Here is a 19,972-nt window from a genome sequence, read left to right as displayed (position 1 = left end):
CATGCGGAAATTTTTTGAGAATTCAAAGCAAGCATTTTTAATCTCAATGACAATGTTCGTTTTATGTGGTTTTATATACCCATTTGCAGTAACTGCATTAGCTCAAGGGTTATTTCATCATAAAGCAAATGGTAGTTTAATAGAAGCGGATGGTGAAGCTGTTGGTTCAGCATTAATCGGTCAAGCTTTTACTGCACCGGAATATTTCTGGGGGCGTGTCTCATCTGTTAACTATAATGTCTATACGAAAGAGGATACGATACCTGATGAAAATGGCCAGGTGAACTATAGTGGTGTTAGCTCTGGAACATTTAACTATGCACCATCCAACCCAGAATTAAAGAAACGGATAGAAGCAGATATCGAGAAGTTTTTATTAGCAAATCCATCCGTAAAACGACAAGACATACCTGCTGATTTAATGACCGCTTCAGGCTCAGGTTTGGATCCGCATATTAGTGTGAAGGCTGCAGAAATACAAGTCGATCGAATTGTCCAAGCAAGTGGGCTTGCGAAGGATGAGATTGAAAAAATTATAGAAGAAAATACAGAAAAACGTACGTTAGGGGCTTTTGGAGAAAATAAGGTGAACTACCTAATGGCCAATTTAGATATTATGAAAAAAATGGAGAAAAAAGAGGGTTAACAAAATTAAAAACAGGTAGAGAAAAGTTTCTTCGTTTTCTCTACCTGTCTCTCTATATATTAAGCTTGTGAATTTACAAGGATTTTAATATGGTTTTTTTCTTTCATTAGTGCCTCGAAGCCTTCTGTTACGACTTCATCAAGAGCGATTCGTTTCGTCACAAGTTTTTCAGCAGGGAAGTAGCCTTGTTTCATTAATTCCATCACCGCTGGGAAAATATCGCGATAAGCAATAATCCCTTTTACAGAACGCTCTGTCAGTACGATATTGTTAGGTAGAATAGAAGCTGCAGTTTCCCAAATAGAAACGATAATTGTTTCACCTTCAAATGTTGTTGAATCAATAGCTTGTTGTAATACTACAGGAACACCTGTTACTTCAAATGCAACATCTACGCCACCATTTGTTAATTCATGTAGACGAGCTACTGCATCCTCATCTTTAGGATTAATAACTGCTGTAGCGCCTAGTTCTAATGCTTTAGCAGCACGCTCCGCCGAAAGTTCTACCGCATAAATTTCCGCCGCTCCAGCTGCACGTAATGCCTCGATAACTAGAAGACCGATTGGCCCAGTGCCAAAAACAGCTGCTGTATCGCCAGCCTTTAGTTTACTTTGACGAACTGCATGTAATGCTACTGCCGCTGGTTCAACAAGTGCACCTTGTTCGTAGGAAAGACCTTCTGGCATTTTATGTACCATTTTTTCATCTACCATTGTATATTCAGAGAAACCTCCGCCGCCGCCAGACAGACCGTGGAATCCTAAATGCTTACAAATATTATATTTTCCTTTTTTACAAGCGGCACATTCGCCACATGCAAGAATAGGTTCTACAACTACAGGATCCCCAACTTGTACCTTTGTAACACGTTCGCCAATTTCTACTACTTCACCAGAGAACTCATGGCCCATAACAATTGGCGCAATATCTTTACTTACATAGTGAGGTTGTTCTACTGGAATGAATATTGGGCCAGCTGTGTATTCATGTAAATCACTACCGCAAATCCCTGTCCAATGTACTTTAATTTTTACTTTTCCAGGTGAGATTACTGGTTCTTCAATGTTTTCTACTCGGATGTCTTTTGCTTTATACCATCTTGCTGCTTTCATGATAAGTCAACCTCCTCTAGTATCTTACATTTTTATCGTAACATATGGTAATTCTTCAAAGCATTAGTTAACAATAAATTGACATAAAAAATACTAATTTTTAGCTCATCATTAGTATAAGTAGCAAAATCAAAATAGTATTAAAACTATGTTTAACAAACTAAAAAGATTTAGACTAAATTATAATGGGAGCTCACCATAGAGAAAATCTCCTCACAAAATGAGAATGTAGAAGTCTTCCGATTAAATTACCATACCGCTCTTTACAATCAGGAGTAGAATTTATGTACAGTTCTGAGCGCTTTTTTTATTGCATATTCACAGTATTTCGAGTAACTTTGATAAGGGCTTCGCTACAGCTATGATAAAAATATAAAATTATGTTCATGCTTGAGATAATAGGACGTTAATATACCTGGAGTTCGAATCATGATACAATGTGAAAGATGTTAGGAGGAACGAATTATGTCAAAATATACTGATTATAATTTTCAGCCATTTTTGCAGTACGCAATTGCAAGACTTGGCTTTACAGAACCAACGCCGATTCAAAAGGAAATCATTCCGCTACTATTAAAAGGAAAGAGTGCAATCGGACAAGCGCATACAGGGACGGGAAAAACACATAGTTTTTTAATTCCGATTGTGCAACGAATTAATGCTGACAAGCAGGAAGTACAAGCTGTTATTACGTCACCTACACGTGAGCTTGCACAACAAATTTTTGATGCGTTAAATCAATTAATAGAAGGAACAACTATTCAAGCGAAACTATTTATTGGAGGTACGGACAAACAACGCTCCATTGATAAATTAAAAACGCAACCACAAATTGTTGTCGGAACACCAGGACGTATTCGTGATCTCGTTGCAGCGCAAGCGTTATTTGTGCATACGGCACAAATGTTAGTTGTCGACGAGGCAGATTTAGCCTTCGATATGGGCTTTATAGAGGAAATCGATGGTTTTGCTTCCCAAATGCCAGAAAACCTTGAAATGTTTGTATTCTCAGCAACAATTCCAGAAAAGCTTCAGCCTTTCTTAAAAAAATATATGGAAGCACCTGTTCATATCCATATGAACGATAAACGCCCGGTCGCAGAAGGAATTGACTTTGTGCTTGTACCAGTGCGTTCTAAATCACGTAACAAACGTTTGTTAGAAGTCATTGAAGGAATCAATCCATTTTTAGCGGTAATTTTCACCAACACACGTAAAACAGCAGAGCACGTTGCTGGCTACTTAAATGAAAATGGGATTCGCTGTGGTCAAATACATGGTGACTTAAGTCCACGTGATCGTAAGAAAATGATGAAACAAATTCGAGAATTGGACTATCAATATATCGTTGCAACAGATCTTGCAGCGCGTGGTATCGATATTCAAGGAATTTCACATGTCATTAACTACGAAATTCCAGAGGACTTAGAATTCTTTATTCATCGTGTGGGACGTACAGCGCGTGCAGGGAATAAAGGAACGGCTATCACTTTGTTTGAGCCATCAGATGAGGATGCAGTAGTACGCGTTGAGAAGATGGGCATTCCATTTGTTCAAAAAGACGTAAAAGATGGCGAATGGTCTGAACTAAAAGATCGCCATGCACGTAAAAATCGTGTGAAGCATGAAAATGAAATCGATGCAAAGGCTAAAGCATTAGTGCGGAAGCCGAAAAAAGTAAAACCAGGCTACAAGCGTAATATGAAATGGGAAATGGAAAAAGTTAAAAAACGTGAACGTCGTTTAAAAGCTCGCGGTAAAAAATAAGGAGGCATTCAAATGCTACTTGGATCACATGTTTCAATGAGCGGAAAAGAAATGCTGCTCGGATCAAGTAAAGAGGCCCTTTCATATGGGGCAAATACCTTTATGATTTATACAGGAGCACCTCAAAACACTCGTCGTAAGGCAATTGCTGACCTCAATATAATGAATGGTTTACTACACATGAAAGAGCATGGTATGACAAATATTGTTGTCCATGCTCCATACATTATTAATATTGCGAACACAGAAAAACCTGAAACTTTCCGTCTAGGTGTAGATTTTTTACAAACTGAAATCGAACGAACAGCAGCGTTGGAAGCAACACAAATTGTATTGCATCCGGGTGCCCATGTCGGTGCGGGAGCAGACGCAGGGATTGCCAAGATTATTGAAGGTTTAAATGAAGTACTGTCACAGGATTACCCTGTACAAATCGCATTGGAGACAATGGCGGGGAAGGGAACTGAATGTGGCCGTTCCTTTGAAGAACTTGCAAAAATTATAGATGGCGTAACGCATAATGAACGTCTTTCAGTTTGCTTTGATACATGCCATACTCATGACGCGGGCTATAACATTGTAGAAGATTTTGATGGCGTCTTAAATGAGTTTGATAAACTAATAGGTGTTGATCGTATCAAAGTCCTGCATATCAATGATTCAAAAAATGTCCGTGGTGCAGGAAAAGACCGTCACGAAAATATTGGCTTCGGTCATATTGGCTTTGATGCATTAAAAAATATTGTGCATCATCCACAATTAATGGAGATTCCTAAAATCCTAGAAACTCCATTTGTTGCTTTAAATAGTGATGCTAAATCAAAATCGGCTCCTTATAAGCATGAAATTGAAATGCTTCGTAATGGAGAGTTTAAACCAGCGTTAATCGATGCTCTAAGAGGATAGAATAAAAAGTCCGAAATCAGCGTATTTGCTGATTTTCGGGCTTTTTTTATCTCCATGGTGATGAGATGAATGCTGATGTGATCCTTTATTCAATGGGTGTCTAAACACATACTGAAATAGAGGACGCTGTCTAAGATCGCCACATCCTGTGGTACTTTATCTGTGCGACAGCTACAATTACGCCAAGGCGGAATTGATTATTTCGTAAACAATGCAATTAGTTGTCTGGAACGCTTTCTACCTAAAACAGCTTCTACCTCTACAAGAATATCTTTTGGAATACCTAAAAAGAGCCACGTAAATGAGAATTGCTCCAAATAAGGACGGAGTTTTCTTACTTCAGAAGTAGTAATTTCAAATCCTTCAGCACGTGCAATCGCAACAACTTCCTTATCACTACTTTGTGTTAATTGCTGTAAAAATTGAATACTCAAAGCTAATCCTCCTTTTAAAGTTGTTTAGTTTCTTGAAGAAAATCACTCTTGTGAGTCGTGACAGTTATGAAAACCCTTCACATTAAAAGTGTTAGAATCAATGCCTGTTAAAAAATAGCGCGGTTCAAATAACAAAATACAGTTTTATTTTTCTAATCAACACGCATGATAATCTTAATTCTGGTCATCACCAAAAGCTTGGATGACATTGTTAAAACGTATGCCTTAAGTTGATTGGAGTGGAGGCTGGGCGACTCCTTGGGGGTTAGCGATATAGATGAACGAAGGCTAAAACCATCACATCCTGTGATAACGCCTTGTCGCTACGTTACACTACGCTTTCGCACAAAAAACATCCGTTGCCCCAAGCGGCTCATCGGACGCCCCCAGGAAGCTTTTATCTGTGCGAAAGCGAAGCGTCAGCAACAAATGTTATTTTCTGTGCGAAAGCGAAGCGACAGCAACAAATGTTTTTTTCTGTGCGAAAGCGAAGCGACAGCAACAAAGCGCCCAGTCGGAACGGAAATCAACTACACGTTATGGTGATGATTTTATTTTCTTTACAAAAACTGTACTTTCATTTATACTTACAACTTGTAAATCGTAATGATTTTGAATTAGAAAGAAGAGAACATACATGAAAAAATCATTAATTGACATTGAAAACGTGTCATTTCAATATGACTATACTCAAGTATTAAAAAATATCTCTTTTCGTGTAGAAGAGGGAGATTTTTTAGCACTTCTTGGTCCGAATGGTTCAGGGAAATCTACATTATTAAAAATTATTCTAGGATTACTTAAACCAATGTCTGGAGAAATAAAGCTATTTGGTGTACCAAGTTCAACTTTTAAGCATCGTGAATGGATAGGGTATGTGTCACAAAAATCTAATGCCTTTAATTCGGGTTTTCCAGCAACTGTCCAAGAAGTAGTGAAAAGTGGATTATCGAAAAAATTAGGATTGTTTAAAAGACCTGGACGAGATGCAAAGGAAAAAGTGTTAGAAGCATTAAAAGCTGTTGGAATGGAAGCATTTATCAATCGTAATATTGGTGAGTTATCTGGTGGGCAACAGCAACGTGTCTTTATTGCAAGAGCATTAGTTAGTGAACCGAGGCTACTAATATTAGATGAACCAACTGTCGGCATTGATCATGAGAATGTGCAGTCATTTTATGATATGCTGGCGAAATTGAATCGGGAACAGGGAATTACAATGATTCTTGTTACACACGATGTTGATACAGTGTCTAATCGTATCAGTCATGTGGCATGTTTAAATCAAACTATACATTTCCACGGTTACAAAAATGAATTTGATACAATTTCTCATGATGCGCTTGATGCTTGGTATGGCCATTCTGTGAGAAAGATTCACTAGAAGGAGAAGGCATAATGATTGAAGCAATTTTTAACTATGAATTTTTACAAAATGCCTTTTTCTCTGGGCTATTAATTGGCATATTGGCACCGCTATTAGGTGTTTTTATTGTCGTTCGCAGGCTTTCACTTATTGCCGATGCCTTGTCACATGTGACACTGGCGGGAATAGCGGGAAGCTTATATATCAGTCAATCTGTTACAGCATTAGCGATGCTAAATCCGATTTACTTAGGCATACTAGCCTCTGTCAGCGGTTCAATTTTAATTGAGCGTCTTAGACGTTTATATAAGCACTATGAAGAGCTTGCTATTCCAATTATTATGTCTGGTGGCATTGGTATTAGTGCTATTTTCATCTCGCTTGCGAGTGGTTTTAGCACGGATTTAATGAGCTATTTATTTGGTTCAGTGTCAGCTGTATCACGTCAGGATTTATGGGTAGTAGTAGGAATTGCTGCCGTTGTCATTATCTTTTTATTTATATTTTTTAAGGAACTTTTTGTTTTATCTTTCGATGAGGAATATGCAAAAGCTAGCGGTCTGCCTGCACGTTGGATTCATCTCTTGTTTATGATCGTTACAGCGCTTGTTATTGCTGCAAGTATGCGCATCGTCGGTATTTTACTTGTATCATCACTTATGACGTTACCAGTGGCTGCTGCAATGCGACTTGCAAAGGGCTTTAAGCAAACAATCATTTATGCAATTGTCTTTGGCGAAACGGCTGTGTTAATCGGTTTAGTCAGTGCTTTTTATTTAGATTTAGCACCCGGTGGTACAATTGTCGTTACTTCTATCTTAATTTTGTTGCTTGTAATACTAGTGAAGAAAATGGTATTTAAAATGGCTACAAAACGGGAGGAGGTAGCGCAGTGAATGTTTCAAGAGCGTGGGAAATTTTAAAAGAAAACGGCTTTAAAAAAACAGATAAGCGTGAGTTAATATTAGATATGTTTGCAGCAACAGATAAATATTTAACTGCTCGAGATTTATTAGATGTTTTGAAAAAAGATTTTCCAGGTATGAGTTTCGATACGATTTACCGCAACCTCTCAACGTTTGTGAAGCTAGGAATACTGGAGGAAACTGAGTTATCTGGGGAACGAAATTTCCGTATGCATTGTGAATCTGAACATCATCACCATCATTTTATTTGTATGGATTGCGGCAATGTTAAGGAGTTAAATCTCTGCCCTATGGAAATGCTTGGAGAAAAGCTGCCAGACTATGAGATTGAAAATCATAAATTTGAAATATATGGTAAATGTCCAGAGTGTAAGCATGAAACATTGTGAATTCTGACTTGACAATATTTGAAGAGAGGGGTAGTTCCAAGTGAGGTTTCATTTGGAACTACCCATTTTATTGTATATATGCTGTTATACATGTAGTTTCAATTTTTTTGTACAAAGGTCTTCCCCGACTAGTATTGCGCATCACTTTAATAATCTATGATTTTTGAGTGAAAGGAGATTGGTAATATGTCCGCTAGGCATTTAAAAAGATGTATTTAAATATTGAATAAAAGGTATTTGCTGCTTCACAGGTATTTGTCTTCTTTCCATAAATAATAAAAAGACGAATGATTACGTTAAGTAAAACATTCGTCGATTTTTTATCTTTATTCAGTGAAAGGGTCCAATCTCTGAAGGTGAAGATGACTGGCGAATGTGTGGTCCCTTTTCAGTAGGTATCCAAACACTTACTGAAATAGAGGAACGAACGCCACGTCCTAGGCGAAATTGATTATTTTTGATGTTTTTGTTGGAATTCTACCATAAAGTCACGTAATGCTTCACAAGCCTCTAATGGTACAGCATTGTAAGTAGAAGCACGGCAGCCGCCTACAGAACGGTGTCCATTAAGTCCAACAAATCCTGCTGCTTTTGCTTCAGCAAGGAATTGTTTTTCAAGCTCTTCATCAGCAACACGGAAAGTGATGTTCATTAAAGAACGGCTTTCAGGTGTTGCATGACCTGTATAGAATCCATTGCTATTGTCAATAGCATCATAAATTACTTTTGCTTTTAATTCATTATGCTTGGCAATTTCAGCAACACCGCCTTTTGATTCTACCCATTTTAATACTTCACCTAACATATAGATACCAAAAGTTGGTGGTGTATTGTATAAAGAGTTGCTGTCAGCATGCGTTGAATATTTAAGCATTGTAGGAATATTTTTATTCGCTTTCTCTAGCAAATCTTTGCGAATAATAACGACTGTTACACCAGATGGACCAAGATTTTTTTGAGCCCCTGCATAAATAAGACCAAATTTACTTACATCTACTGGTTTAGAAAGAATATCACTAGACATATCCGCGATTAATGGTACATTACCTGTCTCAGGGAATTCCTTCCATTGTGTACCGTAAATCGTATTGTTTGAAGTGATATGCAAATAGGCATCCTCTTCATTGAATTGGAGGTTTGCTAAAGTTGGGATATTGCGGTATTTATTTTCTTTTGTACTAGCAGCTTCAACAGGTGTCCCAAATAATTTAGCCTCTTTGAAAGCTTTTTCAGACCATGATCCTGATAACACGTAGCTTGCTTTTTGATCTGCTTGTAGGAAGTTCATCGGTATCATAGTAAATTGAAGACTAGCTCCACCTTGTAGGAAAAGGACTTCATAGTTCTCTGGGATAGCATAAAGCTTTTTCAATAAAGCAATTGCTTCATTATGTACTTCGTCGAAAATGGCACTGCGGTGGCTCATTTCCATAATTGACATGCCTGAGTCACGGAAGTTTACTAATTGTTGTTGGGCTTTTTCTAATACTTCTAGTGGTAGGGCAGAAGGGCCTGCGTTAAAATTGTATGCTCGTTGTGTCAAAGTGGTACACTCCTTGTTTGTTTTATAAGGTCAAACCTTAATCAGTTTAGTCCTTACTAATTGGTTAATGAATCTATCGGGCTTTTACAATCAGTTCATAGTCATCTAGCTAACTTTTTTAATTTAAAGATAATAGAATAAGCGGATTACTGACCGTTAAAAGCACTTTACTGGATTATAACGCAATTTTCAAGAGAAAAAATAAAATTCTCGCTATTCGAGCAGAATAATGACAGGCTCGCAATAAAATGTACACAATTGAGTTAAAATTCATAATAGCGTTTTAGCTTTAAATACGAACAAACTGAAACGGAGTCGTACATATATGAGTTAATATTTCGTGATTTACATATTGCTAAAACGGAGTGATAATAAAATGTTCGTGTTTGTTTAAATGAAATTTCTTCTGTCAAATTAGTACTCGCTTGTACATTCCACCCCAGAAGGACGCTTTCCGTAGTATAGTCTAAGTTCTTATAGGGTAAAGATGGATACATTTACAGGTAGAAAGGAACACAAAAAAGCGGCCAACGTTGATTGCTTTTTAAGCATTAATTAAGTTTAATGGACGAAATATCTCTAACCTTGAACATAAACCAAGTAACTTTAGGTATAATGAATTGTGAATACTGCTATAAGGGGTGTTTTAAATGTTTACAATAGAAGAAGCGTGTTTAGTTGTCGTCGATGTACAAGGAAAGTTAGCGACAATTGTTGATGAAAGTGAAGCGGTGATAGAAAATGTGGCCAAGCTGGTACAAGCTATGCAAGTATTAGAGGTACCTATTTTATGGCTCGAGCAAAATCCTAGCCGTTTAGGTGGGACAGCGTTAAATATTGCTCAGCATATTCAAGGTCAACAACCTTTAGCTAAAATGGCTTTTAGTGCATGCCAGGAACAAGAGTTTGTCGATGCAATGAAGGCAAGTGGTCGTTCTCAATTTATTGTGACAGGTATCGAAACACATATTTGTGTCTATCAAACGGCCATACAGCTAAAAGAACAAGGGTTTGAGGTTGAAGTTGTTGCAGATGCAGTGTCCTCTCGTACAAAGGCCAATAAAGAGATAGGGCTTGAGAAGATGAAGGCACTTGGAATTTTACCAACAAGCATGGAAATGATTTTATACGAGTTATTACAACGTGCAGATCATCCACATTTTAAAACGGTGCTACAACTCGTTAAATAACAAAAAACTCATCATAACGATGAGTTTTTTTGTTATTAAGCAGGCATATCAGTGGGTGTTGGTTTTGCGTAGCCTTCTTTATATGTGTTATCAATTGTTTGACGAATTTCTTTTAGGCTCATACCATCTTTATGCATTTTTGCAGACTGTACAGCAATTTCTAGGCAAACGAGACAACGAGTACCATGATCATCCCAAACAATTGTGCCATCCTCACGTTTTTCCTCAATAAAGCAGTTTAAATTGCTTTTATGTCCAGCTGATTCACCACATCCACAATAGCATGGCATCCATTCTAAAATCTCAGTAGACTGACCAGCAATTTGATACACTAAGCGAATATCTTCTGATTTATTATCTAAAAACGATGGTAATAAATCAGAAGATGCAGTTTCCTCCTGAATATCTCCGGAAGCATGTCTATGGTCTTCATGTGAAACTTCTTTTTGCGCTGCATTTTTTTCAACAACCTGTTTATCTTCACCACAAGCACTTAACACTAATAACGACAAAGTAAAAATAGATAGTAGTTTTTTCAACAAAAGCGCCTCCTACATGTTTACAATACTTCCATTATAACATCGTTCGTTTTAGAATTTACAAGAAGCACTAGTGAAAATTAATGAAAAATATCTAATCCGCGTGTTTTGTTCATTAAAAGTTCCATTTTCTCACTCAGTAATTTTTTCATGAAGAAACCAAATAGAATGAAAATGAGCCAGAAGAAAGATAAAAAGGCAAGATCAATCCAAACCTTTGACCAAATAATACCACCAACTGCTTCTCGCATCATTCCAATTGCATAAGTGAACGGAAGAAATGGATTTATCATTTGGAAAAATTTTGGTAGTAATTCTACAGGATATGTGCCACCGGAACCTGCAATTTGCAATACTAACATGACAATGGCTAACGCTTTTCCAACATTTCCGAATACGGATACTAGCGTATAGACAACTGTAATGAACACTAAACTAATAAATAGCCCAAATGGAATAAAGAAGTAAGGAGCACTAATTGATCCATCTAAAATAACAATATCACCTATTGTGATAATGAGCGTTTGAATAAATGAAAAAGTTGCAAATGTTAATAAACGTCCAAAGTATATTTGGCGAATACTATATTGAGTATTGTCGTGAATATCTACAGATAATAGAGAAATTAATAATAAACAACCAACCCAAATGGAAAGCACAGTGTAAAACGGTGTCATAGCCGTTCCATAATTAGCAATTGGAAACATTCTATGTTCCTTAAGCTTAATAGGCTCCTCAAAAAAATCTCGCTCAGCGTTAACGTCGTTTTTCAATAATTGAACGATTTCAGAAATATCAGCTTCGCTTTCTAATTTTCTCAGCTTGTCTGCAAGAGCTTTAATTTTTGTACTTAATGCAGGAAAATCTGATTGTACTGTACCAATGGTCTTATTAGCTGTGGCTAACATATTTTTAGCATTTGTTAAACGATCTGTTGCTTGAGGCAGTATACTTTTTACTTTTGTTAGCATGGTTGATGCATTTGTTAAAGTATTTTTCGCAGAAGCCAAGGTCGTATGAATTTGTGGCTCTAGATGATCGTTATAATTCGTAAGGAATTGATGAAGATTGTTAGAAGCATTTTGAGCAACACTTTGAACATCAGCAAGATCTTTTTTTATCGTTTCGACATCAATATTATTTAATTGCTGTATTTTAGTTGAGGCGTCCGTTAATAAAGTATTTAGCTGATTTAATGTTGTTAAAGAACTTAAAGAATAATCAGTAAAACTAGGATTTGCCTGTAAATCTCCACGTATAGCTTCAAGTTGTTCAATAATTTTATTGTTAGTTAGCAAAGTCTTAACATCATCTGAATTGCTTTGCTGTAGCGCCGTCAGGATGTTTTGTACCTTGTTTTCAAGTTGTTTTCGAGTCGAAGCATCAGCTTGTGTTAATTTTTGAAGTGCTTCAAGTGTTTGGATGCTAGTATTTACTTTCTCACGAGATGCATCTAGTTGGTTTTTAATCGTATCCTTTATTTGTGCAAGAGCAGCTGTATCTATATTAGCATTTTGTAGCTTCCCTATAATATCTGTAAATCGTTGAGCAATATTTTGCACAGATTCTAGATCTTTCTTTACGATAGGGGACAGCTGATTGAATAATGTATCTGCTTCATTCATCAATTTTAAACCTGAGCTGATAGTTGTTAGACCATCATTTGCTAATTTTCCAACCTCAGGAACTTGCGTAATCGTATGATTCAGTAATGTCTCAGCTTCTTTTCCGCCATTAGCAGTTTTCGCTAAAAATGTTCCGATATCTGGAAGATGGTGTTCAATGGTAAAAATGTAATTTTCGAATTTTTTAAAATCTGGAATTTCCTTTTCCATTTCAACACCGACTGTATTAAAAATAGAAAAAAGTGTTCCATTAACGGTTGAGATAAACTCGCTAGATACTTGTTGCGTCAGGCCACTAGCACCTTTACTTGTAATTTTAGGTGCAATTGGATTTATTTTTTCATTTACATAATAATCGATATGCGCTTTAGTAGGCACTTTTGAAAGTATGGAGGTTAGTTTTTGAGAAAAATCACTAGGGACAACTATAACCGCAAAATAGTTACCGTTTTTTAAATTATCAAGTGCTTGTTCATGAGAGGTAAATTCCCAAGTAAAGTTTTGATTGGTACTCAAATTGTCTACTACCTCGTTACCGACATTAATATCTTCTCCTCTAACATTCGCTCCTATGTCTTCATTGACAATAGCAATCTTCATGTTGGATGTATGAGCATAAGGATCCATAGATGCATAAATATTGAGCCAAGCATAAAGAGAAGGTAAAAAAATGAGCCCACCAATAATGACAGCAACTACCCAATTTGTTAAAATATTATGGATATCACTTTTATAAATTTGAAAAATATTTCGGATAGTGTGTTTCATATTAACCACTCCATATTCGTATTGAGCATTATATATGTATGTTCCCAAATTTGGGCCAAATTATGTTTGAATTATGGAAAAACTTATTTTCAAAGACTTATTAGTTTACTAGGTTTTAAAAACACATTATAATCAATTGCGAATACACTAAAACTAGGGTTTTTTAGTGTGGAAAGGGAGGAATACATTTTCGTGAAAAAACTACTAATTATTGGCTCAGTAATTGTTTTGTTATTTGCAGTAATTATTGTGCTAACAAATGTATCGAACAAAAGTAAGGTAACAAGTGCAAATAATCCTTACGGCGACAAAGAACTGAAACAAGAAACCATTGATCAATTGGATGACAAAAATTACCAAAATATTATGTTGCCTGACGAGCTTGAAAAAAAAATAAAAGCTGGTGAAGATGTAAATGCTTATTTCTTCAGTCCAACATGTGTGCACTGTAAAGCTTTTACACCCAAGTTAATGCCTATGGCTAAGAAGCTTGGTGTTGATATTGCTCAATTAAATGTTTGGGAATATCAAGATTTATGGGATAAATATCATATTAATGCGACACCAACTTTTATTCGTTTTGAAGGTGGTAAAGAGGTTCAACGCTTTGAAGGTGCCTTATCAGATGAAGATTTACGTACATTTTTAAATAAAGAAGTATTGAAAAAATAAGTAAAGCTGAGACTGTATCAAAAGTTATTTTTGAACAGTCTTTTTTTATTGCTAGTTAAAGCCTCCGGACGCAATTATGCCATAATGGATTTTTGTAGTGTATACTAAATATACTGAAGAGTTGTACATTGGAGGAATATTGAATGACAATGGATGATTATTTTTATAATGGTGAGCTAATGAAGTGTTATGAGGCGGCTAAGCAAGTTACAGATGACAATGAGAAAGCGTTAGCTGATAAATATATTAAATTATTAGAAGAGTATGATTTTACTTGCTATCCAAAGCCTGCATTGGATGTTGAAACTCAACATGCAGAACGAGCGGATGAAAGTTATCCTGAATCGGATACCGTAGTCGAAATTCGTGCGATCAAAGATGAAACAGAGTTTTCAAAGCGTATTAAAGAACTTGAGGATGTAGTAACAACAGGTACCCCAATTGAAAAGGCACAATCATATTTTACACAAGGTGAACTATTTTTGTTTGCACATCATTATAATGAGAGTGTCCATTGTTTTAGACAAGCAGTGAAAGAAAACCCTAACAAGGCGTTATATTGGGGCATCACGGGTCAAACGATGCATCGCTTTGGGTGGATGCCATTCGATGCACTTGGTTACTTAGAGCAAGCTATTAACTTAGATTCGAAAAATGCGCGTTGGAAATGGAATAAAGCACTTGTTCTTATTCAATTAGCGAAAGATTTGCAGATGGCACCGTTTATGGCAAATGCTGCAATTATATTAGAAGAGGCAATAGCTGATTGTGGCAAACATCAGCATTCCTTAAAAGATGCTATCCAAAATACAATAGATAATATGGATAGCTATGTATTTTCGTAGTAGATAGAAGATGTCTCAAAAGCTGAGGCATCTTTTTTTCTTTATTCAGCATCTTTTTTTTTAGCGATATTTTTATCCCGAAAAAGCCCGATTAGTGAAGATTAATAATTAGTGTAGGATGAAGAACCCCTCCTACTGATTAAAGTTTCACTTTATTGTCCTGAATTTTTGTTCTTTTTTGGTTAAAAAGTCGATACTTCATAATAGTTTTATAGTATAATTATCCTAAAACCATCAATAAAGCAGTAGATGGAGGAAATTATTTAGAGCTTAAGAAGGGAGTTATGATGTGGAAATTTAATGAGGATTTTTCATTTGTGAAGCAGGGCAATCAATTCATCCTATTATCAATGATTTTATTCATCGTAATGGGTTTGGGTAGCGATAAATTTTATGGGATATTTGGAGAGAACAATTATGTAACGATTCATTTACTGATGGAAATGCTTATAACTGTAGTGACAATGTCTATTTCAATTCAGACATGGTTAATTACGCCTTATATTTTATCGAATAGAGTTCTCTATGTTGGGGCATTATTTTTAACGATTAGCTTATTAGAAATGGCTCATGCACTTTCCTATAAAGGAATGCCATTTTTTATTACAGAAAGTACGCCGTATGCATCAACATGGTTTTACATGTTTTGTCGATTACTATTATCGATTGGTTTTCTCATTATTTTTTTTATAAAGGAGAAGGAAATAAAATTAAGTTATCGTTGGTTTATTTATAGCTTGCCGTTTGTAATAATCACTGGTTGTTTTGTCGTCATCTATGCTCCATCGCCTATATTGCCACCACTTTTGATAGAAAGTGAAGGTCCTACTGTTTTAAAAAATACTTTGCAATATATAGCTGTAGCGATACATTTAGTGATTATGGTCCTGATGCTTAAAAATTTTGAAAAAGCACCTAAAATAGTACTTTTATTATTTGGTAGTTCGATTTATTTAATCATGAGCGATTTTCTTTATACAATTTATCAAGATGTTTATGATATTAAAAACTTCATTGGACATATTTTTGAGTTAGGTGCATCTTATCTTTTATTTAGAGCTATTTATTTTTCATCTATCGAAAAACCTTTTCAGCAGTTAGTTGATACACAAGAGCATTTAGAAAAATCTCGCGAAAAGATGCATCATATGGCTTACCATAATGAGATTACGAATTTACCAAATGAACGTTTTTTAATGGAATCATTAAAGAAAGATTTAGACATATCTAAATCCCAAAAGGCAATTCTTGCGATCGGTATAGAAAGAATTCCTGCTATTAAAGCGTCTTTAGGTAGTACATATGCAGACCAAATGATAAGTCTAATCGCGCAAAGATTGAAAAATGTTTTACCAGAGAAGTATTTACTTTGCTTGCTGAGAGAAGATTATTTTGTCGTTTATATTGATGAGGTGAATAATACCCATCAATTGACGCAGCTTAGTCAGCAGCTTCAATTTGTCATGGAAGAATCATTCCAAATACAACATTTTTCTCTCAATAGTCAATTAAATATTGGTATTGCTTTATTTCCAACAGATTCTTATAGGGAAGAGGAACTTATTAGATTTGCACTCTATGCTATGCATGAAGCGCAGAAATCTCCAACTCGTCTACGGTTTTATGAGTCCTCAATATCTAAAGAGACGACGGAACAACTTTTATTAGAAAATGATTTACATGATGCATTAGCGAAGCAAGAGCTTTTTTTAGAATATCAACCGCAACTAGATTTACATACGGGCCAAATTAAGTCAGTAGAGGCTTTAGTCAGATGGCAGCATCCAAAGAAGGGGTGGATTTCGCCGGGAGTCTTCATCCCTATTGCTGAGGAATCGGGATTAATTATTCCTATCGGACAATGGGTACTAGAAACGGCCTGTCAACAAGTAAAGAAATGGGAAGCAGCGGGATTGCCACCGATTAAAGTAGCGGTCAATCTGTCATTAGGTCAACTTTTTCAGCAAAATTTAGTTGAAATAATTCATCATGTTCTTGAGAAAACACAATTAGAGCCGAAATATTTGCAGCTAGAGATAACAGAGAGTATGACCATCAATATTGATCATATGACGACGATTTTACAAAAATTGAGGGCGCTTGGTGTTACGATCGCAGTAGATGATTTTGGGACAGGATATTCGTCATTATCTTATTTGAAGGATTTTCCTATAGATTGTTTAAAAATTGATCGATCTTTCGTTCAGAAAATACATTCGAACTCTACAGATAAAGCATTAGTGGACATGATTCTCTCTATGGCAAAGCATCTACAGTTAAAAGTAGTTGCAGAAGGAATAGAAGAGATAGAACAGCTAACATATCTAATAGACAGTAAATGTGATACTGTACAGGGCTTCTTATTCAGCAAACCTGTACCTCCACATATATTACAGGAGAACTATCAAACGCTTCACAAAAATGCAAAGTCTATTTTAGATTCGATTACTACATCTGAAGTATAAAATGTTCATACAACATCCTTGTTTCATCTTTTGACGAGGATGTTTTTTTGGTTAGCTTGTAAAAGTATGAGAGCCTACATGGCAGACCTAAACGCTACCCGTTTATTTCTATTCTACAATCATGGTATGATAGTGAGGAAATGATTTGTAGATATAAAGGACGGGTTTTTTCATGGCACAAGAAGTGGCAAATAAATTTATTGAAAATGTATGTAATCATTTAGTGCGCAATATGAATATTACGAAGGTTGAGGAGCACTTTAAAGAAGTAATAGAGATGCAGCGTAAATCAGCACAGTCTCAAATTGATTTTTGGGATATGTTAATGATGAATATGCTGTATTTTACTGAAAATGAGCAAATTTGGGAAAAAGAGTTTTTGAAGATGCTCGAAAAGAAAGAGTGGTTAAAGACCACTATACTTGAAGAAGAACTATTGATGCATCAAATGCGAATTCGTCAGCAAGTTGCAGAACAAATGGATGCCGCTAAAGAATTATTTCATAAGCAGTATATGACAGACAATGTGACAGAGGAAGATATTGTTTACGATTATGCTTATAGCTCTGCTGGACATTCAATGCGCGTAGATTTATTAACGGTACTTGTCTCAACTCCAGAGCAATCAAAAGTGCTATTTAACGCAGATCCACAAGAAACGATTCGTATAATTAACGGCTATATTGCTTATCACACTGACGGGATTATAAATAAGACAAAATTACTATAATTTGGCTCATTACAAAAGTTGAGATAATAGTTGTCATGTATATAGGTCGATCTCAGTACCTGAGCGAACCGATAGAAGAACAAAGGCTAAAAGTATACGTTCTATTATTACGATTTCGTACATAAAAAAACATTGTGTTCCAAGTGTCTGATCGTACATCCCAAAAACTATTTATGATAACGAAGCAATCCTGTTTTGTCTAGCTATTTTTTGCAGTATAATAAGGTGACACAAGTTCACCTGAAAGGAATTTTATTATGAATACACCATTTACATTTAAACATACACAACCAACGAATATGGATCCAAATAGAAAATATCCAGCGATTTTTTTATTGCATGGAATGGGAAGCAATGAAGATGATTTACCACAATTAGTGCAGGACTTTAAAGAGCAATGTCATATCTTTAGTTTACGAGGACCTATTACGCAAAAGCCTGGCTATGCTTTTTTCACAATCCAAGACATCGGTAAACCAGACCGTGAAATTTTCGATAAAGTATTAGTGGCTCTACAACAATTTGTGTTAGAGGCAATGGATGAATATCAAATTGATCCACATAAAGTGTACATGCTTGGATTCAGCCAAGGAGCAGTTTTGGCACAGTCACTTGCTTTTGCAATGGGTAATTTAATTACAGGAATTGTAGCATTAAGTGGCTACACGCCGAAATTCGTGACAGAGGAATATGCAATTCGCCCAATCAATCACTTACATGCATTTATTTCTCATGGGGATTATGATTATGTCATCCCATCGCAATGGGGCGCTGAAAGTAAAGAACTATTTGAGCAATTTGGAGCTACTGTGACATTTAAGCAGTATGCAGACGGTCACGGTGTTACACCAGAAAATCTACGTGACCTAATTGCATTTTTAGCACAGGAATTACAAGATAATATTCAATGAAATGAAAAGCCGAGACACGAATGATGTCTCGGTTTCGTTTTATTTTTTAGTAGATCAAGCAAGCTCTATTTTGATAAGTTTCGATCTTTGTTAGTCACTGCAGCGACTGCATCGTGAATCGTTGTTTCAAAATGATTACTTTGTAATGAGGATACACCTTGAATAGTTGTTCCTCCCGGTGAGCATACCTGATCTACAAGTGCCCAGGGATGTTCCTGAGATTGGATTATCATTTTTGCACTGCCGAGTACTGCATTTGCTGCAATATCAAGAGCCATGCTTTTTGGCATTCCTTCACGAACAGCAGCACGTGCTAACGCGTCAATATACATATAGGTGAATGCTGGTGAAGCTCCACCGATTGTTGTAAATATAGAAAATAGGTGTTCAGGGACCTCGATTATTGTACCAATTGTTTCAAACAGTGAAACGACATACTGTAGCTGCATATCTGATACTGGTTCACTTGCTGTAAAGCAGCTTGTAGAGGCACCGATAAGCGCATTAATGTTTGGCATTACACGAATAATGGGGGTAACTTCAGATAGATAACCCTGAAAATATGAAATATTTTTACCTGCAGCAATGGAAACAATGACATGGTTGTCTTGTAAATGCTTTTTCACCTCTGGTAAAACATCTGGTAACATTTGGGGTTTGACACCAAGGATAATGACGTCACAATTCGACATAATATCTTCAATAGAGCTTGCGGCTAGAATACCGTAAGAGGTTGTTAATTTTGTTGTTTTTGCTTCGGTACGATTATAGCCATAAATAAAAGTAGGATTAAAATCTCCGCTTTTACACATTCCTTTAATAATGGCCGTTGTCATATTTCCAAGGCCGATAAATCCGTATTTCACGTGATAGACACTCCTTCGTATAGTTAAAAGCATACACCTTAGTATAGAGTAGATTGTTTTACTTGAATAGTAATATGCAAAGAATCAAGCCAATTAGGTTCAAATTCACGTCAGTCGGTGGTATCATAGAAGATGTTGTGAATGAACGTGTATCTCTATTTTCATTAGGTAGAATATAAAGAGTAAGAAAATCATGTACTTTATGTGAACATTGAGACAGACTCTATCTAAAAGGGGTAGAATAATAATTTGATATGTCTAACTTATTT

The 19,972-nt window shown here is 36.0% G+C and carries 18 protein-coding genes; 12 read left to right on the top strand and 6 right to left on the bottom strand.

The features are described 5' to 3' along the window. Position 1: 1 nt before the first annotated feature. Positions 2 to 646: a potassium-transporting ATPase subunit KdpC gene (kdpC, locus tag ACIPKN_RS12315; RefSeq protein WP_400936370.1), complete on the top strand. Its 645-nt coding sequence runs from the start codon at positions 2 to 4 to the stop codon at positions 644 to 646. 59 nt (positions 647 to 705) lie between these two features. On the opposite strand, the gene ACIPKN_RS12310 is transcribed toward kdpC, so the two are convergent. Continuing rightward, positions 706 to 1,761, bottom strand: coding sequence for a 2,3-butanediol dehydrogenase (locus tag ACIPKN_RS12310; RefSeq protein WP_400936368.1), 1,056 nt, complete (start codon positions 1,759 to 1,761; stop codon positions 706 to 708). 465 nt (positions 1,762 to 2,226) lie between these two features. On the opposite strand from ACIPKN_RS12310, the gene ACIPKN_RS12305 reads away from it, so the two are divergent. Then, entirely contained in the window at positions 2,227 to 3,528 is a 1,302-nt protein-coding gene (locus ACIPKN_RS12305; RefSeq protein ID WP_400936366.1) for a DEAD/DEAH box helicase, read from the top strand. Positions 3,529 to 3,540: 12 nt separating this feature from the next. Next, on the top strand, positions 3,541 to 4,434 hold the full coding sequence (locus ACIPKN_RS12300; RefSeq protein WP_400936364.1) for a deoxyribonuclease IV: 894 nt from the start codon (positions 3,541 to 3,543) through the stop codon (positions 4,432 to 4,434). A 197-nt stretch (positions 4,435 to 4,631) separates the two neighbouring features. Here ACIPKN_RS12300 and ACIPKN_RS12295 read toward each other — a convergent pair whose 3' ends face one another. Continuing rightward, the gene (locus ACIPKN_RS12295; protein ID WP_053484617.1) at positions 4,632 to 4,868 is read right to left on the bottom strand and encodes a Nif11 family protein; all 237 of its coding nucleotides are present in this window, start codon (positions 4,866 to 4,868) and stop codon (positions 4,632 to 4,634) included. A gap of 637 nt (positions 4,869 to 5,505) precedes the next feature. On the opposite strand from ACIPKN_RS12295, the gene ACIPKN_RS12290 reads away from it, so the two are divergent. The 3 genes from ACIPKN_RS12290 to ACIPKN_RS12280 are packed head-to-tail and all read left to right on the top strand — an operon-like array spanning position 5,506 to position 7,549. Beyond that, positions 5,506 to 6,252, top strand: a complete 747-nt coding sequence (locus ACIPKN_RS12290) for a metal ABC transporter ATP-binding protein (RefSeq protein WP_142509826.1) — start codon at positions 5,506 to 5,508, stop codon at positions 6,250 to 6,252. Positions 6,253 to 6,266: 14 nt separating this feature from the next. After that, entirely contained in the window at positions 6,267 to 7,130 is an 864-nt protein-coding gene (locus ACIPKN_RS12285) for a metal ABC transporter permease (RefSeq protein WP_142509825.1), read from the top strand. Further along, a complete protein-coding gene (locus tag ACIPKN_RS12280) occupies positions 7,127 to 7,549 on the top strand; it encodes a Fur family transcriptional regulator (protein ID WP_142509824.1) in 423 nt (140 codons plus the stop codon). The genes ACIPKN_RS12285 and ACIPKN_RS12280 overlap by 4 nt, the downstream gene beginning before the upstream one ends. A gap of 451 nt (positions 7,550 to 8,000) precedes the next feature. Here the strand turns inward: ACIPKN_RS12280 and serC are convergent, their stop codons facing one another. Then, on the bottom strand, positions 8,001 to 9,092 hold the full coding sequence (serC, locus tag ACIPKN_RS12275) for a 3-phosphoserine/phosphohydroxythreonine transaminase (RefSeq protein ID WP_142509823.1): 1,092 nt from the start codon (positions 9,090 to 9,092) through the stop codon (positions 8,001 to 8,003). A gap of 650 nt (positions 9,093 to 9,742) precedes the next feature. Here serC and ACIPKN_RS12270 point away from each other — a divergent pair. Then, positions 9,743 to 10,282 carry a hydrolase gene (locus ACIPKN_RS12270; RefSeq protein ID WP_400936360.1) on the top strand — a complete coding sequence of 180 codons (540 nt, stop codon included), beginning with the start codon at positions 9,743 to 9,745 and terminating at the stop codon, positions 10,280 to 10,282. 35 nt (positions 10,283 to 10,317) lie between these two features. Here the strand turns inward: ACIPKN_RS12270 and ACIPKN_RS12265 are convergent, their stop codons facing one another. Together ACIPKN_RS12265 and ACIPKN_RS12260 are read right to left on the bottom strand one after the other, a co-directional pair. Next, on the bottom strand, positions 10,318 to 10,821 hold the full coding sequence (locus ACIPKN_RS12265) for a PCYCGC motif-containing (lipo)protein (RefSeq protein WP_400936358.1): 504 nt from the start codon (positions 10,819 to 10,821) through the stop codon (positions 10,318 to 10,320). 80 nt (positions 10,822 to 10,901) lie between these two features. Continuing rightward, positions 10,902 to 13,214, bottom strand: a complete 2,313-nt coding sequence (locus ACIPKN_RS12260) for a YhgE/Pip family protein (protein WP_400936356.1) — start codon at positions 13,212 to 13,214, stop codon at positions 10,902 to 10,904. Between the two features lie 192 nt (positions 13,215 to 13,406). Here ACIPKN_RS12260 and ACIPKN_RS12255 point away from each other — a divergent pair, with 192 nt between their 5' ends. The 5 genes from ACIPKN_RS12255 to ACIPKN_RS12235 all read left to right on the top strand — a co-directional run bounded on the left by ACIPKN_RS12255 (position 13,407) and on the right by ACIPKN_RS12235 (position 18,837). Continuing rightward, a complete protein-coding gene (locus ACIPKN_RS12255; RefSeq protein WP_400936354.1) occupies positions 13,407 to 13,886 on the top strand; it encodes a thioredoxin family protein in 480 nt (159 codons plus the stop codon). Positions 13,887 to 14,029: 143 nt separating this feature from the next. After that, entirely contained in the window at positions 14,030 to 14,731 is a 702-nt protein-coding gene (locus ACIPKN_RS12250) for a tetratricopeptide repeat protein (protein ID WP_400936352.1), read from the top strand. 284 nt (positions 14,732 to 15,015) lie between these two features. Continuing rightward, positions 15,016 to 17,196 (top strand): bifunctional diguanylate cyclase/phosphodiesterase, encoded by a 2,181-nt coding sequence (locus ACIPKN_RS12245; RefSeq protein ID WP_400936350.1) that lies wholly within the window; start codon positions 15,016 to 15,018, stop codon positions 17,194 to 17,196. Positions 17,197 to 17,368: 172 nt separating this feature from the next. Next, complete coding sequence (locus ACIPKN_RS12240) at positions 17,369 to 17,926, top strand: hypothetical protein (RefSeq protein ID WP_142509816.1); 558 nt, start codon at positions 17,369 to 17,371, stop codon at positions 17,924 to 17,926. Positions 17,927 to 18,183: 257 nt separating this feature from the next. Then, on the top strand, positions 18,184 to 18,837 hold the full coding sequence (locus ACIPKN_RS12235; protein ID WP_400936347.1) for an alpha/beta hydrolase: 654 nt from the start codon (positions 18,184 to 18,186) through the stop codon (positions 18,835 to 18,837). A gap of 65 nt (positions 18,838 to 18,902) precedes the next feature. Here ACIPKN_RS12235 and proC read toward each other — a convergent pair whose 3' ends face one another. After that, positions 18,903 to 19,703: a pyrroline-5-carboxylate reductase gene (gene proC, locus ACIPKN_RS12230; protein ID WP_400936345.1), complete on the bottom strand. Its 801-nt coding sequence runs from the start codon at positions 19,701 to 19,703 to the stop codon at positions 18,903 to 18,905. Between the last annotated feature and the right edge of the window lie 269 nt (positions 19,704 to 19,972).

Origin of the sequence: Lysinibacillus sp. NPDC086135, assembly GCF_044746345.1 — a bacterium.
Classification (GTDB): domain Bacteria; phylum Bacillota; class Bacilli; order Bacillales_A; family Planococcaceae; genus Lysinibacillus.
Note: the sequence above shows the minus strand (reverse complement) of the source record. Positions and strands in the feature narration are given on the sequence as shown.

Excerpts from the sequence above, each read along its gene's own strand:
- ACIPKN_RS12305 (WP_400936366.1), top strand. The coding sequence starts at position 2,227 with ATGTCAAAATATACTGATTATAATTTTCAGCCATTTTTGCAGTACGCA.
- kdpC (WP_400936370.1), top strand. The coding sequence starts at position 2 with ATGCGGAAATTTTTTGAGAATTCAAAGCAAGCATTTTTAATCTCAATG.
- ACIPKN_RS12270 (WP_400936360.1), top strand. The coding sequence starts at position 9,743 with ATGTTTACAATAGAAGAAGCGTGTTTAGTTGTCGTCGATGTACAAGGA.
- ACIPKN_RS12285 (WP_142509825.1), top strand. The coding sequence starts at position 6,267 with ATGATTGAAGCAATTTTTAACTATGAATTTTTACAAAATGCCTTTTTC.
- ACIPKN_RS12250 (WP_400936352.1), top strand. The coding sequence starts at position 14,030 with ATGACAATGGATGATTATTTTTATAATGGTGAGCTAATGAAGTGTTAT.
- ACIPKN_RS12260 (WP_400936356.1), bottom strand. The coding sequence starts at position 13,214 with ATGAAACACACTATCCGAAATATTTTTCAAATTTATAAAAGTGATATC.
- ACIPKN_RS12310 (WP_400936368.1), bottom strand. The coding sequence starts at position 1,761 with ATGAAAGCAGCAAGATGGTATAAAGCAAAAGACATCCGAGTAGAAAAC.
- ACIPKN_RS12240 (WP_142509816.1), top strand. The coding sequence starts at position 17,369 with ATGGCACAAGAAGTGGCAAATAAATTTATTGAAAATGTATGTAATCAT.
- ACIPKN_RS12235 (WP_400936347.1), top strand. The coding sequence starts at position 18,184 with ATGAATACACCATTTACATTTAAACATACACAACCAACGAATATGGAT.
- ACIPKN_RS12245 (WP_400936350.1), top strand. The coding sequence starts at position 15,016 with ATGATGTGGAAATTTAATGAGGATTTTTCATTTGTGAAGCAGGGCAAT.
- ACIPKN_RS12300 (WP_400936364.1), top strand. The coding sequence starts at position 3,541 with ATGCTACTTGGATCACATGTTTCAATGAGCGGAAAAGAAATGCTGCTC.
- ACIPKN_RS12290 (WP_142509826.1), top strand. The coding sequence starts at position 5,506 with ATGAAAAAATCATTAATTGACATTGAAAACGTGTCATTTCAATATGAC.